Origin of the sequence: Kitasatospora sp. NPDC094016 (assembly GCF_040304045.1) — a bacterium.
GTDB lineage: Bacteria > Actinomycetota > Actinomycetes > Streptomycetales > Streptomycetaceae > Kitasatospora.
In genome coordinates, this window is the sequence record NZ_JBEOUK010000038.1 from 59,530 (window position 1) to 75,391 (window position 15,862).

The window sequence follows — 15,862 nt, forward strand, 5'->3', positions numbered from 1 at the left end:
GTCTGAGGAGCACCGCGTGGAGATCGTCACCGCCGTCGCCTACGCCGAGGTCCACCACGCCTACCTGCGGGACCACCCGGCGGAGCGCACCCACGAGGCGAACAGCAACCGGGACGGCGAGGAGAACGTCGAACGCGCCGGCCGGATCCCCGGCGGCTGGTGGCGCGTCCGGCTCTCGCGCTCGGACGTCCTCGGCGTCGTCCTGCCCTGGCACCTGAGCGAGGGCGGTGCGCGCGAACTCGTGCCCCGCTCCGGCCTGACGGTGGCCGAGGCGGCCGAGCGCATCCGCTCCGACGAGGCCGCCTGGTCGGCCGCGAACCCGGTCTGCGCCGCCAAGCTCCGGCTGCTGCGGTGGGCCCCGTTCACCCCGGTCTACCTGAGCACCGGCGCGGTCGACCACTCCGACTACACGGACCTGCTGGTCCGGGAGGGACTGATCCACATCGACGGCCTGCACCGCATGCTGGCCTGGGAGCTGGCCGGACGCCTGCCCGACCGGCCGCGCCTGGACGCGTTCCTCGCGGGTGACCCCCTGGTCGTGGACCCGCACGCGACCGGGGCGGTCCGCGCCGGGCGGGCGGCCCGGACGGGAGGCGAGCCGGAGTGACCTTCGCGACGCAGCACGTCCGGTCCACACCGTCCACACCGTCCACACCGTCCTCGTCGTCCACACCGTGCACGCCGTCCGACCAGGCCGCGTCCGCCGCGTCGTCCGCCCGGTCACTGTCCGGGTTCCTGTTACGGCTCGCCCGGGAGCACCCGGACCGGGCCGCCCTGACCGACGGCGACCGCACCCTCGACTACCGCACCCTCGACGCCGCGGCGGGCCGGATCGCGGCCCGGCTGGCCGCGTCCGGCACCGGCCCGGGCGACCGGGTCGCCCTGCTCGGGCCCCGGGACGCCCGGATGCTGGTGCTGCTGCACGGCGTGCTGCGCTCGGGCGCGGCGGCCGTGATGGCCGACCCGGACTGGTCGGCGGCCGACCTCGCCCGGCGGCTGGCGGCCGTCCGGATCGGCCGGGTGCTCAGCACCGAGGCGGCCTTCCCCGGGCCGGAGGGCCATCCGGCCGAGGTGGTGGACGTCGACCGGCTGACCGGGCCGGAGGGCCTGCCCGGCGCACCGGGCGGCGCGCCCGGTACGGCCGAGGACCTCATGCCCTGCGGGGCCGGTGACCTCCTGCTCTGCGGGGCCGAGGAGCTGATGCCCGGCGCGGCCGAGGACCCCGCGTACCTGTCCTTCACCTCGGGGTCGAGCGGTGAGCCCAAGGCGGTGGCCGTCACCCACGCCAACGCGGTGCACTACGCGCGGGCACTGGCCGACCGGCTGGGCTTCACCGAGGCCGACGCCCCGTGCGTCGCGCACGTCACCACGCTGGCCGCCGACCTCGGCCACACCGCCTGGCTGCTGGCCCTCGCGGTCGGCGGTTCGGTGCACGTGGTGCCGGACGGCGAGGTGCGCGACCCGGAGGCGTTCTGGGCGTCGCTGCGGCGCGCCGGGGTGTCCGTGCTGAAGACCACCCCCTCGCACCTGACCGTCCTGCTGGAAGGCCGGCCCGGCGACACCCCGCCCCTGCACACCGTGCTGCTCGGCGGTGAGGCGCTGCCGCGCCCGTTCGCGGCCGGCCTCCTCGACACCGGCGTCACCGCCCGGCTGGTCAACCACTACGGCCCGACCGAGACGACCGTCGGCGCCACCTGCTTCCTGGCCGCCACCTCCCGCCAACTGCCGGCCGAGGAGCCGACCGTCCCGATCGGCACCGGGATCGGCGAGGTGCGGCTCGCCCTGCTGGACGGCGACGGGCGGCCGGTGCCCGACGGCGCGGTGGGGGAGCTGCTGATCGGCGGCCGGGGCGTCAGCGCCGGCTACTTCGGCCGGCCCGCCGAGACGGCGCGCGCCTTCGTCCGCCACGACGGTGAACGCATGTACCGCACCGGCGACTTGTGCCGCCGCCGGGCGGACGGGAGCCTGGTCTTCCTCGGCCGGGTGGACCGCCAGGTCAAGATCCGGGGCTACCGGGTCGACCTCGCCGAGATCGAGCGGGCGATGGACGGCTTCCCGGGCGTCACCCGGTCCGCGGTGCTGGTCCGGGAGACCGCCGTGGGGAACCAACTCCTGGCCGCCGTACGGCTGTCGGCCGACGGCGCCGGGCTGGCCGGGATCGGTTCCTACCTGCGCGACCGGCTGCCCGGCTACTCGGTGCCGCAGCCGATCCTGACCCTGCCGGAGTTCCCGGTCGGGCCGAACGGCAAGCTCGACCGGGAGCGGCTGGCCGAGCTGGTCGCCGAACTGGTCGAGGCCCGGGCGGAGTCGGGGCCGTCCTCGGGCGGGGACGCGCTGGCCCGGTCGATCGCCGGGTTCTGGGCGGCCGCACTGGGCCTGCCCGGGGTCGGGCCGCACACCGACGTGCTGGACCTCGGCGGGGACTCCATCCTCGCCATGCGCACCGTCGCCTTCCTGCGCCGGTCGGGCCTGCGCGTCCACTACGACGACTTCTACCGGCACCCGACCGCGCACGGCCTGGCCGCAGCCGCCGCAGCCGTTCCGGTTCCGGCCGCGGCTCCGGCCGGGCGGACCGGAAGCGGCGGCCGGGGGATTCAACTCGCCCCTGCCCAAAGGTGGTTGTACCGCCAGCGGTCCGTCGACGACCTGCGGCACTGGAACCAGTCCGTCCTGCTGCGCTGCCGGACGGCCGTCGACCCGGCCGCGCTCTCGGCCGCCCTCGCGGCCGTCCTGGAACGCCACCCGGCGCTGCGGCGGCCCGTCTCGCCGGAGGGCTACGACGCACCCCGGCCGGTGGCCGACCTCGACCCGCTGTCCTTCTCCCGGATCCCGCGCGGGGCGGCCCCGATCGCCGAGACCGTCGCCGGGGTCTGCACCGAACTCCAGCGCAGCCTGGACCCGTTGGCCGGCCGGCTGCTGCGCGCCCACCTGTTCACCGGCCCGCCCGGCACCGACGACCGGCTCGCCCTGATCGCGCACCACCTGGTGGTCGACGGGCTGTCCTGGCGCATCCTGCTGGACGACCTCGCCCACGCCTACCGGGCGGTGCTCGACCAGAAGCCGGCCGACCTGCCGCCGACCCCGGACTTCTACCAGTGGGCCGCTGCCGCGCCGCCGCCCCCGGCGCCGGTGTCGCCTTCTGCGGAGTCCGTTTCTCCGGAGTCCGTTTCTCCGGAGTCCGCTTCTGCGGAGTCCGCGCCGGAATTCGCGCCGGAATTCTTGCCGGAACCCGTGGTCCGCGCGCAGCCGGCGGCCGTCGGCTGGACGCTCGACGAGGACGGCACCGCCCGGCTGGTCGGCCGCCACGGCGGCGGGACCGGCCTGGAGGCCTTCCTGCTGGCCGCCTTCGCCGACGCCGTGACCGGCTGGAGCGGCCACCCGCGGCTGCCCGTCGAGGTGGAGACCCACGGCCGGGACACCGTCGGCGATCCGGGTGAATTCCTGGACACCGTCGGTTGGTTCACCGCCGTCAAGTGGCTGGTGGTCGAGGCGTCGGCCGGCCCCGAGGGGGCCGCGCGGCGCCTGCGCGAGGCCCCCGTCCAGGCGATGGACGCACCCGGCACCCGCCCCGCCGCCGGGTTCAACTTCCTCGGCACCTTCCGGCTGCCCGACGAGCCCGCACTGGACTGGACCGTCGCGGACGAGCAGGCCGGAGTGGCCCGCTGTACCGGCGGAGACCCGCTGTACGACCTGCGGCTCACCGCCCGCATCGTGGAGAACCGGCTGGTCGCCGACCTGGTGTACGGGTGGCCCGGTCTGCCGCACCCCGCCGCCGAGCGGATCGTCGCCGCGTTCGCCGAGGCGGTGGCCACCGAGGCCGGTGTCGGTGCCGGCAGCGCCACCCGTCCCGTCCGGGAGCCACTGTCGACCTCCGGCCAGCTGCTCCACCCCGGCAGCCGGGCACCCGCCGTACCGGCGGCCCGCACCACGGTGCGCGAACCCGCCCGGGTGCTGCTCACCGGTGCCACCGGCTACCTGGGGCGGCACCTGCTCGACGCCTTCGTCCAGCGGGGCGCCCACGTCACCTGCCTGGTCCGGGCCGAGCACGACGCCGGCGCCGTCCGGCGGTTGGGCGCGGGCGCCGACGACGGCCGGATCCGGGTCGTCGCCGGGGACATCGACCGGGAGGGGCTGGGCCTGTCCCCGGCCGGACTGGAGCGGGCCCGGGGCGCGCAGCTCGTCGTGCACGCCGCCGCGGACGTCCGGCTGGTGGCCTCGCCCGACGAGCTGGAGCGGACCAACCACACCGCGGTACGGCGGCTGCTCGGCTGGATCGACGAGCACGCCCCGGCGGCCCGCGTCCACCACGTCTCCACGCTCGCCGTCGCGGGCGGCGTGGACGGCCCGCCCCGCCGCTTCAGCGAGGCCGACCTGCGGATCGGCCAGCACTTCCGCACCCCGTACGAGCGGACCAAGTTCGCCGCCGAGCAGACCGTCCGCGCCTGGGCGGCCACCGGGCGGGCCGCCTACCTGTACCGCAGCGGCCACATCGCGGCGCACAGCCGGACCGGCGCCTTCCAGGCCAACATCGGCGACAACCGGATCTACCAGCTGATCCGCGGCTACCTGCTGGCCGGCGCCGCCCCGCGCCGGCCGCGCACCACCTACGCGTTCTCCTACGTCGACACCGTGGCCGCCGGGATCGCCGCGATCGCGCTGGACCCGCACGCCGCGCCCGGCGCCTACCACGTCGAAAGCCCGCACGAGACGCCGCACGACGAGCTCGTCCGCTGGCTCGCCGGCCACGGCCACCCCGTCCGGCTCACCGACGACGAGGCCTTCGCGGCGGCGATCGCCCGGGCCGAACGCGACCACCCGACGGCGGCGGGGCTGGCCGCCGCGTGGTCCCTCCAGGAGGAGCGCAACGTCCTCGTGGACCGCGCGTACACCACCTCCGTGCTGGACCGGCTGGGCGTCCGGTTCGCCGAGCCCACCCCGCAGTGGTGGTCGGCCGCGCTCACCCGGGCGGCCGAGGCCGGCTACCTGCCGCCCGTCGCACCGCCGCACTGACCCCGTCCGCCGCACCGACTCCCGTCCGCAGGACCGACCCCCGTCCGCCGTACCGACCCGCCCGGCGCGCCGCCGCCCCGTGAGCCGCGCCCCCACCGACCCGTACCCCCCAGACCCATGGAAGGCGGACCTCGTGTCCCAGCTCTCCCCGGTGCTCAAGCAGGCCACCCCCGTCGTCGCCACCCGCGGCGAAGGGCTCCACCTCTTCGACGCCGACGGCCGCCGCTACCTCGACTTCACCTCCGGCGTGGGGGTGACCAGCACCGGCCACTGCCACCCGCGCGTGGTGGAGGCGGTGCGCGAGCAGGCCGGCCGGCTGATCCACGGCCAGTACACCACCGTGCTGCACGACCCCCTGCTCACCCTCACCGAGCGGCTCGGCGAGGTGCTGCCGTCCGGCCTGGACTCGCTGTTCTACGCCACCGCCGGCAGCGAGGCGGTGGAGGCGGCGCTGCGGCTCGCCCGGCACGCCACCGGCCGGCAGAACGTGATCGTCTTCGAGGGCTCCTTCCACGGCCGCACCATGGGCGCGGCCGCGCTCACCACGGCCGGCAGCCGCTTCCGCGCGGGCATCGGCCCGGTGATGCCCGGTGTCGCGGTGGCGCCGTTCCCCGACGCCTTCCGGCTCGGCCTGAGCCTGGGGCTGAGCGAGGCGCAGGCCGTGGAGCACGCCCTGCGCGGACTCGACCAGGTGCTCGCGACCGTCAGCGCCCCCTCCGAGACCGCCGCCATGTTCATCGAGCCGGTGCTCGGCGAGGGCGGCTACGTGCCCGCGCCCGCCGGGTTCCTCGCCGGGCTGCGCGAGCGTGCGGACCGGCACGGCATCCTGCTGGTCGTCGACGAGATCCAGACCGGCTTCGGCCGCACCGGCCGGTTCTGGGCCCACCTGCACCACGACGGCGTGGTGCCCGACGTCCTGATCACCGCCAAGGGCCTGGCCAGCGGCTTCCCGCTGTCCGCGATCGCCGCGCCGACCGACCTGATGCGGCGGGCCTGGCCCGGCTCGCAGGGCGGCACCTACGGCGGCAATCCGGTGGCCTGCGCCGCCGCGCTGGCCACGCTGGACGTCATCCGGGACGAGCAGCTGGTCGACAACGCCGCCGAACAGGGGGCGCGGCTGCTGGACGGCCTGCGGGCGGTCGCCGCCGGAGCACCGGGCGTCGCCGACGTCCGGGGCCTCGGGCTGATGATCGGCAACGAGTTCTGCCACCCGGACGGCTCCCCGGATCCGGACACCGCCAAGCGTGCCCAGCAGGCGGCGGCCGACCTCGGCCTGCTGCTGCTGATCTGCGGCGTCCACCTGAACGTGGTGAGGATGATTCCGGCGCTGACCGTCACGGCCGGGCAGGTCGACGAGGCGCTGGCGCTCTGGTCCAAGGCGGTGGCGGCGGCCGCCGCCCAGCGGTAGAGAGGAGTGGTTCCGCACATGTACGACGACACGGTGTCCGAAATCGGCTGGAGCAGCGAGGAGTTGGAGGCACGGCGGGAGCAGTGGTCGCTCCCGCTCGACGAGGGTGAGCGACAACTGCTCTGGGCGGACGCGCGGGCCGAGCGGTGGGGCGCGGCCGAGCCGGTCCGGGCGAAGCTGCGCGCGCTCGTCCAGGGCGGCGCCCGCTCCGTCGGCGTCGCCCACGTCACCGGACTGATGGATCCGACCGCCCCGGAGGAGGAGGTCGCGGCCGCCCTGTCCTTCCTGCTGCGGGACTTCGGCGAGATCGTCCCGCAGAACGGGCGCGGCGACTTCACCCAGGTGCTGCGCGACCAGGACGGCGACGGCAACACCGAGCTCGGCTTCCACTGCGACACCTGCGACCTGCTCGTCCTGCTCTGCATCCAACCCGCCTACAACGGTGGAGGGTTGACCAAGCTGGCGAGCGCACGGCACGTCTACGACCTGATCAGGCGGGAGCGGCCGGACGCCCTGGCCACCCTCACCGAGGACTGGACCTTCGACCGGACCGGTCGGGCCGGGCCCCAGGTCGTGGTCTCCCCGATCCTCTACACCCAGAAGGACGGGACCATCGCCTGCTACTACCAGACCCGCACCGTCCGCTCGTCCCCCGACCGTGGCGGCCCGCCGCTGACGGACCGCCAGTGGGACGCGCTCGGCGTGCTCGACGAGGTGCTCTACCGGCCCGAGATCGCCTTCGGCCTCTCGATGGCCGCCGGGGACCTGCTGATCATCCGCAACAGCCGGGTCCTGCACGGGCGTTCGCCCTACGTGGACGAGCCGGCCCCGAACTCCCGGCGGATGCTGCGGATCTGGATGAACACGGAGGACATGTGACCGGGAGCGTACAGGCGCCGCACGGGCGGACGGCCGTCGTCACGGGCGGCGGCAGCGGGCTCGGCCGGGCCGTGTCCCTGGCGCTGCTGGGCGCCGGCTGGTCCGTCGCACTGGCCGGGCGGCGCAAGGACGCCCTCCAGGAGACCATCGCCCTCGCGGACGTCGACCCCGCCCGGGTGCTGGCCGTCCCGACCGACATCCGCCAACCGGACGAGGTCGCCGCCCTGTTCGACGCCGTCCGCGACCACTTTGGCCGGGTCGACCTGCTGTTCAACAACGCCGGCGCCGCCGCCCCGCGCCGGCCCATCACCGAGACCCCGTTCGAGGACTGGAACCGCGTCCTGGACACCATCGTCACCGGCGGCTTCCTCTGCGCCCGCGAGGCCTTCCGGGTGATGAGCACCCAGTCCCCGCAGGGCGGGCGCATCATCAACAACGGCGCGCCGTCCGCCCACGTCCCGCGCCCCAACTCCATCGCCTACACGGCCGCCAAGCACGCCGTCCTCGGCCTCACCAAGGTGCTCTCCCTGGACGGCCGCGCGCACGGCATCGCGGTCGGCCAGATCGACGTCGGCAACGTCACCCCGGTCGACGGCGGCCCGCAGCCCGCCGCCATGCAGGCGGACGGCACGATGGCGGTCGAGGCGACCATCCCGGTGGAACGCTTCACCGAGGCCGTCCTGCTGATGGCCTCGATGCCGCCGGACACCAACGTCCAGTCCCTGACCGTCCTGCCCACCACCATGCCGTACGTCGGGAGGGGCTGAACCGTGCTGGTCAGCGCGCGATCCTTCGACGAGTACCGGGCGATGTTCGCGCTCACCGACGGCGACCTCGCCCCCGGCCGGCGCATCCTGGACTGCCCGGGCGGCGCGGCCGCCTTCACGGCCGAGGCCGGTCGGCGCGGCATCGACGCGGTGGCCGTCGACCGCGAGTACGCCCACCACCGGGAGGATCTCGGCGTCCTCGTCGAACGGGAGACCCGGCACAAGCGCGACCAGCTGGTCCGGGACGCATCGGACTTCGTCTGGACGTGGTACGGCGACCCCGACCGCCTCACCTGGCAGTGGATCGCCAACGCCCGCGACTTCCAGGCCGACATCGCCGCCCGCCCGGACCGCTACGTCGCCGGCTCACTGCCCGAACTCCCGTTCGCCGACGACTCCTTCGACCTGGTGCTCAGCTCGCACCTGCTCTTCTCGTACGGCAACCGGCTGGACGGGGACTTCCACCTGGCGGCCCTCCTGGAACTCGCCCGGATCGCCCGCCGCGAAGTCCGGCTCTTCCCCGTCATGGTGTACGACACCGGCGTCCGCTACGGGGAGCTGGACGGGCTGCGCCACCACCTGGACGCCCTCGGGATCCCGAGCCGGGTGGAGCGGGTGGACTACGAATTCCAGCCCGGGGACAACGAGTTGCTCGTGCTGTCGTGCGCCGACTACCGGCCGCTGGCGCGGACCGGGGCCGGGGCGCCGGGAGCCGGCGCGTCGGTGCCGAGCGCCGCCGACCCGGTGCGGTGGCGGCACCGGGAGAAGCCCTGACCTGAGGCCTGAGGCCTGACGCCTGACGCCTGAGGCCTGACGCCTGAGGTCTGGTCCCGGTCCCGGCCCTGACCGACACCGACTCCGCGTCGGTCAGGGCCGGGACCGGCTGGGTCCGGGCCCAGGTCACCCGCCGGCGCCGTCGCCGCCAAGGTGGGCGGCAATCCTCCGCGCGCACTCCAGCGATTCGGTGCGCGAGGTGTCCACCTCCAGGTCGTAGCGCACGCCCTGGTGGACCAGCTCCGCCTGCGAGGCGGCCATCCCCAGGATCCGGTTCCCCCGGGCGAGCTCCCGGCCGGTGGCCACCGCCGCCTCGCAGCGGACCGCGACCCACAGCACGTCCAGGCCCACGAGCGCCTTCTCCCAGCGGAGTTGGGACTCCGTCCGGCCGAGGAAGACCTCGTCGACGATCACCCGCGCGCCCGCCCCCGCCATGGCCGCGACCCCCGTGATCCATGCCGCCTCCAAGGCCCGGAACGCCGCCCCGACGCTCACCCCGCCATCGGCTGCGAAGCCGATGCCCCCGTCCGTATCGTGCAGGGACGCGGGCATCGCCTCGATCAGGGTGTCGACCCCGACCGTCAGCCAGGGCTCCGGCAGCACCGCCTGCAGACACCGGGCGATCCCGGACTTGCCCGAGCTGGAACCACCGTTCAGCACAATCACCTGAGTCGCCATCCCGACACCGTAGCCACTCCGGCGCCACGCCCCAACCGGATATCGGACGCCCGGCGGGAGCCCGGCCGCCGACGGCTGGGGCACGTCGAGGGAGTGGCATTGGTCACGGTCCGTGTCGACGTGGTGACGGCGCGGTCACTCGTGCGGGGGAAAAGCGATGGTTGCGCTTTGAACAGTCGCGGTGGCTGGCCAGACTGGTCCTTCTCCGACCGGCCGGGTCGGAAGTGGTGAGCGAGGGGGAGCACGGGCATGGGCATGGGCATTTCGCCGTACCGCGGCATGTGTGGCCTCGCCGCCGAGCACCCCGGAGGCCCGGACCTCCTCGCGGGAGTCGCCAGACCGGCGCCGCACGGCGAGGCCGACGCCCTCCGCCGGGACGTCGGGGCGTGGCTGGTGGCGAGCGACGTGCTCGGCGGTGACGTCCAAGGGTTCCTGGCACAGGGCCACCTGGACCTGGTGGCGGAGGCGTGGGGCGACGTCCCCCGGGGTCCGAGGCTGGTCGCGGCGGCGAAGTGGCTGGTGCTCACCTGGATCCTCGACGACCGCTTCGACGACCAGTGGATCGGCGGGCCCGTCACGGCGGCCCGACGGACCGTCCGGGCACTCACGGACGTCCTGGAGGGCGGTTCGGACGGCGGTTCGGAGGGCGGCTCGGACGGCGTCGAGCCGCCCGGTGACGCACTCGTCGAGGCGTTCGCGGTGCTGTGGCGAGAGACGGTCGAGCTGACGCCGCCACAGTGGAGGGCGCGCTACGCGGCGTACTTCCGCGCGTACCTGGACACCTCGCTCGGCTACCTCGACGAGGCCGCGCTCCACGGCACCCCCTTCCGCGATGCCCCGTTCCACACTCCCGGCCTCCACACTCCCGGCCTCCACACTCCCGGCTTCCACACTCCCGACTTCCGCGCCCCCGGGGCCGCCGCCCCGGCCGGCGCCGTGCAGACCGTCCCCGAGTACCTGCGCCGCCGGGACCAGGACGGCGCCGTGTCGTGCGCGGCGGGCTGGATCGAGCTGGCTCACGGCCTGGACATCGCCGACGAGGTGTTCCGGCACCCGAGGGTGACGGACCTTCTGATGCGCTTCAACCACGTCGTCTGCTGGGTCAACGACCTCTACTCAGCCGAGGGGGAGTCCGCCGCCGGGAACGGCAAGAACCTGCTGCGCTCGTTCACCGTCCACGAGGGCCTGGCCCCCGAGGAGGCGTCGGCCCGGCTCGGGGCCCTGTGCGAGGCCGAGTCGACGACGCTGGAGTTCCTGGCGGACGGCATCGCCCGCGACCCGTCGTCGCCCGGCGAGGTGCGGGCCTTCGCCCTCGGACTGGTCCGCTTCACCCGCGCGCTCATCCACTGGACGGCGACGGCCGCCCGCTACCGTACGGAGTCACCGCGATGATCCCCCGTCCGCCCGGCGGCCTGCCGCTGCTCGGGCACCTGGTGCCGTTCCTGCGCGACCCGCTGGCGTTCCTGCGTTCCCTCCCCCCGTACGGCGGCCTCGTCCAGATCAGGCTGGGGCCGGTCTCGGCCGTGGTGGTCTGCGACCTGGAACTGACCCGGCACGTCCTGCGCGAGGACCGGGTCTTCGACAAGGGCGGGTTCCTGTTCGAACGGGTCCGCGACTTCGCCGGCAACGGCCTGGTGACCTGCCCCCACGCCGACCACCGCCGCCAGCGCCGCTACGTCCAGCCCGCCTTCCGGGCCGACCGGATCGCGCGGTACACGGAGGTGATGGCCCGGGAGGCCCGACGGCTGGCCGGGTCCTGGAGCGACGGGCAGGAGGTCGACATCACCGCCGAGTTGAGCCTGGCCGCCGGGCGCAGCCTGGTCTCGACCCTGTTCACCCGGCTGCCGTTCACCGGCCTCCAGGAGACCGTCGACGACTTCGTGCTGCTCATCGGCGGCTCCTACCGGCGCATGCTGCTGCCCCACCGGCTCAACCGGATCCCGCTGCCGGCCAACCGCCGCTACGACGCCGCCCGCACCCGGCTGGTGCACCTGGTCGACGAGGTCGTCACCGCCTACCGCGCGGATCCGGAGGACCGGGGCGACCTGGTGTCGACGCTGGTGGCCGCCGACGCGGGCGGGCAGGCGCTCTCCAACGCGGAGGTCACCGACCAGGTGATGACGATCTTCGCCGCCGGCTTCGACACCATCGCCAACTCCACCGTGTGGGCCCTGCACCTGCTCGCCCAGCACCCGGACATCGCCGACCGGGTCCGGGCCGAGGTGGACGCGGCCCACGTGGACGCGGCCGGGGCGAACGTGCTCGGGGCGAACGTGCTCGGGGTGAACGTGCTCGGGGTGAACGTGCTCGGGGTGAACGTGCTCGGGGTGAACGCGGCCGAGGCGGACCTGGCCGAGGCCGACGCCACCGCGCCGGCCGGCACGTCAGCGAGCGTGGCCGGGTTGGAGCTCACCACCAGGGTCGTCCGCGAGGCCGTCCGGCTGTACTCCCCGGGCTGGCTGCTCACCCGCGTCACCACCACCGAGACCGAACTCGGCGCGCACCGCCTGCCCGAGGGCACCTCGGTCATCTACAGCCCCTACCTGCTCCACCGCCAGCCCGCCCTGTTCCCCGACCCCGACCGCTTCGACCCCGAGCGGTGGGTGGGCGTCCACCCGCAGCGCGGCCCGTTCATCGGCTTCGGCGCGGGACCGCGCCGCTGCGTCGGCGAGCAGTTCGGCATGACCGAGTCCGTCCTGCTGCTCGCCACGATCATGCGGGCCTGGCGGCTGGAGCCCGTCCCCGGCCGGACCGTCCGCGAGGTGCCGCTCGCCACGCTGCGCCCCGGCCCGGTGTGGATGCGCGCGACCCGCCGGGACGGCCTCGTCCGCACCGGGGCCGCCGGGTGAGCACGGCCCTCGTCCTCGGCGGCGGCCTGGCCGGCACGCTGGCGGCCGCCGCCCTGGCGCCGCACGCCCGGAGCGTCACCGTTCTCGAACAGGACGTCCTGCCCGTCCTGCCCGGCCCGCGCCGGGGCCTGCCGCAGGGCGAGTTCAGCCACATCCTGCTCGGCGGCGGCGCGGACGCCGTCGAGGAGGTCCTGCCCGGGACGCTCGACGCCCTGCTCGCCGCCGGCGCCCACTACCGCTCGATCCCCGCCGGCCTGCTGATGCGCCTCGGGCCGGGCTGGCTCCAGGGCTTCGACTCGCCGGCCTACCTGATCGCGTGCAGTCGCCACTTGCTCGACCACGTCGTGCGGCGGCGGCTGCGCGAGCAGGCGAACGTGACGGTCCGCGAACGCACCTCCGTCCTCGGCCTGGTGGGCGGCCCGGGCCGGATCGTCGGGGTCCACATCGAGAACCCGGACGGCTCGCGGGAGACCCTGCGGGCCGATCTGGTCGTGGACGCGACCGGCCGCCGCTCCCGTGCCCCGGAATGGCTGCGCGCGCTGGGCGTCAAGGGCCTGTGCGAGGAGACGGTGGACGCCGGACTCGCCTACGCCGCCCGGGTGTTCGAGACACCGGGCGGGAACGAGGGCTTCCCGGTGGTGAGCATCGTGCCCGTCCCGGGGCGTGGCCGGCCCGGTCGGGGCGCCACCATCATCCCGATCGAGGACGGGCGCTGGATCGTCACGCTCTCCGGCACCCGGGGCGGCGAACCCGCCCGGGGCGAGCGCGAGTTCCACGACTTCCTGAAGGCGCTGGACCACCCGGTCGTCCATGACCTCGCCCGCGCCGCCCGCCCGCTCGGCCCGATCCGCACCTGCCACGGGACGCTGAACCGCCGACGCCGCTACGAGTGCTACGAGGGCGGCCCGCTGGCCGGGTTCGCGGCCACCGGCGACGCGGTGGCGGCGCTGAACCCGGTGTACGGGCACGGCATGACGGTCGCAGCCCAGTGCGCCGCCGCCATCCGCGCCGCCGTCGACAGCGAAGGCCTGCACCCGGGGGTGAGCGCACTGATCCAGCGGCGGATCGCCAGGATCGTCGACACGCCCTGGGACATGGCCAAGGACCAGGACGAGGGCTTCCCGGACGCGCTGTCGAGCCACCCCGCCACCGCCGCCGGGCCCGCCGCCGTGTTCACCCGCTGGTACACCCGCCGGGTGCTGGGCGCGGCCCTCACCGACCCTGCCGTCTCGGCCGCCTACTTCGAGGTGTTCTCCCTCGCCGCCAGACCCGCCCGGCTGGCCAGACCCGCGGTGGCCCTCGGCGCACTACGACCCCGGCGCGCCCACCCGCCGACCGCCGGCCAGGCGATCGCCCGCTTCCCGGGGGTGGCCGCACTGGCCGGGCCGTACTGACGGGCCCGGCCGGTCGGAACCGCCCAACCTCCCGCTCCGGCACTCCAGTTCACGCCGTCGCCGTCGCCGCCGTCGCCGTCGCCGCCGTCGAACGCCCAGGCCCTGTCCCGCCCGGATCGGTCGGACAGGCCTGGGGCGGCCAAGCGGCTCCGCTCACCGAGTCGCCGCGGCCATGGCCTCGCGAACGGTGATCAGGCATGGATCGCAGTAGCGGTCCGGGCCCGCCGACTCCTCGACACCCGCAGCCGGCGCGACGCGCTGGGCGGGTTCGAGGAAGCGTCCGCACAGGGACGTCGACGAGTCGTTCTTCGTCACCACGTGCCACACCACGGCCGGCGGTGACACCGCCGGGTCGTGCTCGGCCCACATCTCGTACACGGTAGCCTCCCGAATCGCTGGGGCCCGGTCACCCCATGCAACCCCCCTCCCCGGCGGTCGGCCACCGGACGGGGCCCGGTGGGATGGCGCGCGGGCGGGTCGGGGCGTGTCCGGCCACGCCCGCCGGGGCCGCGCCGCGTTCCTCCGGCCGGGTGGCGGCTGTTCCCTTGTGGTGGTGGCCGGTTGCCCCTGGCGTTTCGGTGCCGCGCCACTAACATGAGTTCCCCTCATGTTCTCGTCAGGAGGCAGTCATGCCGGATCGCTACGACCTGCCGACGGGGTTCCGCCGGGGCGCCGCCACCGCCGCCTACCAGATCGAGGGGGCCGTGACCGAGGACGGTCGCGGGCCGTCCGTCTGGGACGTCTTCGCCGCCCGCCCCGGCGCCGCCCTCGACGGGCGGGACGAGGTGGGGCTCACCAGCCGTGCAGAGCCTCGGTGATCAGGGCGCGGGTGCCTGGCCCGTAGACGGCGGACTCCTGGAGCAGCCGGAACGCCCGGTGGAAGAGGCCGACGCGCTTGGGGTCGGTGATGGTCTCGCACCCGCGGTAGCCCTCCACTTCCACTCGGGTGCCGTCGTGGATGCCGAAGCCGTCGCCGGGGTAGATGTTCAGGCGGGCTCGGGCGGGGATGATTCCGAGTTGCAGACCGGGTGTATCGAGGGTGGCCAGCAGGTGTTCCAGCTGGGCACGCATCACCTCGGGGCCGCCGATGCCGGTCAGCAGGGCCTGTTCGCCGAGCAGGACGTGGTAGGTGCGGCCGCCCTGTCCGAGGTAGCGGGCGCGGGCGGTGCGTTCGGCCGCACCGGCGCGCGAGTCGTCGGGCAGCTGGTGCAGGTTGGCGACCATGCGCAGGACCTCCCGTGCGTACTCGGGGGTCTGCAGGTTGCCCCAGATCAGGTCGGGGCTGTGCCCGGCGTAGTCGCTGGTGGCGGCGACGAGTTCGTGGAAGGCACGCTGGATGTGCTCGGTACCGCGGTGCAGCAGGTCGTCCCACGACGGGGTCGGGGCTGATGGCTGCGGCATCTCGGGCGGGGTCGGTGCACTCACTGGCTTCTCCCTGCTGGTCGGAATGTTCGGGTCGGGGGTAGTGAGTAGGCGGTCAGACGCTGGCGGTGGTCGGGGTGGTCGGGGTGGTCTGGGTGGTCGAGGTGGTCGAGGTGGTCGGGTGGGGCAGGCGGCCGCCGAGGTCCTACTGGGCGGACCGACGGGGTCCGGCGGACACCGATCACGTTCCGACGAGCTGGTGCCCGCCGGAGGCGGTGTCGAATCCGTGGGTGGAGAACGCGGGCCCACCTGCGAGGTACGCCTCCACTGCGGCCTTGGATGTCGGGAACATCGGGTTGGGCAGGACGTCGGCGGAGTGGTGCCAGCGCACCTCCAGGTGCTTGTCCGGCTCGACGTTGGCCAGCTCACCCGTGAACTCGCTGGTGGCGAAGACGAAGAGAACGAACCCGCCGCCCCCGTCCCAGCCCTCCTTGGCCTGGATCGTGTGCACCAGGCGCAGGTCGGACGGCCGGGCGATGAGACCGGCCTCCTCATGCAGCTCCCGGGCGGCAGCATGGGCGATCTCCTCCCCGGGGTCGACCTTCCCGCCGGGGATCGTCCACGCGGGCCCCGGTGTCCAACTGCGCTGCGCGTAGTGGACGGTGGCGATCCGGTCGGTGTTCAGGTCGTGGGCGATGACGCCGACCGACAGCCTGCTCGTCTCGTGCATCAGGTACTCCT

The 15,862-nt window shown here is 74.8% G+C and carries 13 protein-coding genes and 1 pseudogene; 10 read left to right on the top strand and 4 right to left on the bottom strand.

Translation table 11 applies throughout. From position 1 onward, the window contains the following. The first annotated feature begins 16 nt into the window (after positions 1 to 16). From ABT015_RS28440 to ABT015_RS28465, 6 genes are all read left to right on the top strand, one after another. Entirely contained in the window at positions 17 to 607 is a 591-nt protein-coding gene (locus tag ABT015_RS28440; protein WP_350883992.1) for a DUF6309 family protein, read from the top strand. Further along, entirely contained in the window at positions 604 to 5,010 is a 4,407-nt protein-coding gene (locus tag ABT015_RS28445; protein ID WP_350883994.1) for a non-ribosomal peptide synthetase, read from the top strand. Before ABT015_RS28440 ends, ABT015_RS28445 begins: the two co-directional genes overlap by 4 nt. A gap of 133 nt (positions 5,011 to 5,143) precedes the next feature. Beyond that, entirely contained in the window at positions 5,144 to 6,418 is a 1,275-nt protein-coding gene (locus ABT015_RS28450) for an aspartate aminotransferase family protein (RefSeq protein WP_350883996.1), read from the top strand. Between the two features lie 18 nt (positions 6,419 to 6,436). After that, the gene (locus ABT015_RS28455; RefSeq protein ID WP_350883998.1) at positions 6,437 to 7,297 is read left to right on the top strand and encodes a TauD/TfdA family dioxygenase; all 861 of its coding nucleotides are present in this window, start codon (positions 6,437 to 6,439) and stop codon (positions 7,295 to 7,297) included. Next, entirely contained in the window at positions 7,294 to 8,064 is a 771-nt protein-coding gene (locus ABT015_RS28460) for an SDR family oxidoreductase (protein ID WP_350884000.1), read from the top strand. The genes ABT015_RS28455 and ABT015_RS28460 overlap by 4 nt, the downstream gene beginning before the upstream one ends. A 3-nt stretch (positions 8,065 to 8,067) precedes the next feature. Beyond that, the gene (locus ABT015_RS28465) at positions 8,068 to 8,838 is read left to right on the top strand and encodes a class I SAM-dependent methyltransferase (RefSeq protein WP_350884002.1); all 771 of its coding nucleotides are present in this window, start codon (positions 8,068 to 8,070) and stop codon (positions 8,836 to 8,838) included. 126 nt (positions 8,839 to 8,964) lie between these two features. Here the strand turns inward: ABT015_RS28465 and cpt are convergent, their stop codons facing one another. Then, entirely contained in the window at positions 8,965 to 9,516 is a 552-nt protein-coding gene (gene cpt, locus ABT015_RS28470; protein ID WP_350884004.1) for a chloramphenicol phosphotransferase CPT, read from the bottom strand. A gap of 249 nt (positions 9,517 to 9,765) precedes the next feature. Here cpt and ABT015_RS28475 point away from each other — a divergent pair, with 249 nt between their 5' ends. From ABT015_RS28475 to ABT015_RS28485, 3 genes are read left to right on the top strand one after another with little or no spacing between them, the layout of a single operon-like run. Further along, positions 9,766 to 10,908 (top strand): terpene synthase family protein, encoded by a 1,143-nt coding sequence (locus ABT015_RS28475; protein ID WP_350884006.1) that lies wholly within the window; start codon positions 9,766 to 9,768, stop codon positions 10,906 to 10,908. Next, positions 10,905 to 12,365, top strand: coding sequence for a cytochrome P450 (locus ABT015_RS28480; protein WP_350884008.1), 1,461 nt, complete (start codon positions 10,905 to 10,907; stop codon positions 12,363 to 12,365). The genes ABT015_RS28475 and ABT015_RS28480 overlap by 4 nt, the downstream gene beginning before the upstream one ends. After that, positions 12,362 to 13,759 carry an NAD(P)/FAD-dependent oxidoreductase gene (locus tag ABT015_RS28485; RefSeq protein ID WP_350884010.1) on the top strand — a complete coding sequence of 466 codons (1,398 nt, stop codon included), beginning with the start codon at positions 12,362 to 12,364 and terminating at the stop codon, positions 13,757 to 13,759. The genes ABT015_RS28480 and ABT015_RS28485 overlap by 4 nt, the downstream gene beginning before the upstream one ends. Before the next feature lie 153 nt (positions 13,760 to 13,912). Here ABT015_RS28485 and ABT015_RS28490 read toward each other — a convergent pair whose 3' ends face one another. Continuing rightward, a complete protein-coding gene (locus ABT015_RS28490) occupies positions 13,913 to 14,137 on the bottom strand; it encodes a hypothetical protein (RefSeq protein WP_350884012.1) in 225 nt (74 codons plus the stop codon). A 251-nt stretch (positions 14,138 to 14,388) separates the two neighbouring features. On the opposite strand from ABT015_RS28490, the pseudogene ABT015_RS28495 reads away from it, so the two are divergent. Continuing rightward, positions 14,389 to 14,535 (top strand): annotated as a pseudogene (locus ABT015_RS28495) (family 1 glycosylhydrolase); the annotation flags it as partial. Between the two features lie 16 nt (positions 14,536 to 14,551). On the opposite strand, the gene ABT015_RS28500 reads toward ABT015_RS28495, so the two are convergent. Together ABT015_RS28500 and ABT015_RS28505 are read right to left on the bottom strand one after the other, a co-directional pair. Continuing rightward, complete coding sequence (locus tag ABT015_RS28500; protein WP_350884014.1) at positions 14,552 to 15,184, bottom strand: DUF5753 domain-containing protein; 633 nt, start codon at positions 15,182 to 15,184, stop codon at positions 14,552 to 14,554. Positions 15,185 to 15,362: 178 nt separating this feature from the next. Next, complete coding sequence (locus tag ABT015_RS28505; protein WP_350884016.1) at positions 15,363 to 15,851, bottom strand: NUDIX domain-containing protein; 489 nt, start codon at positions 15,849 to 15,851, stop codon at positions 15,363 to 15,365. Between the last annotated feature and the right edge of the window lie 11 nt (positions 15,852 to 15,862).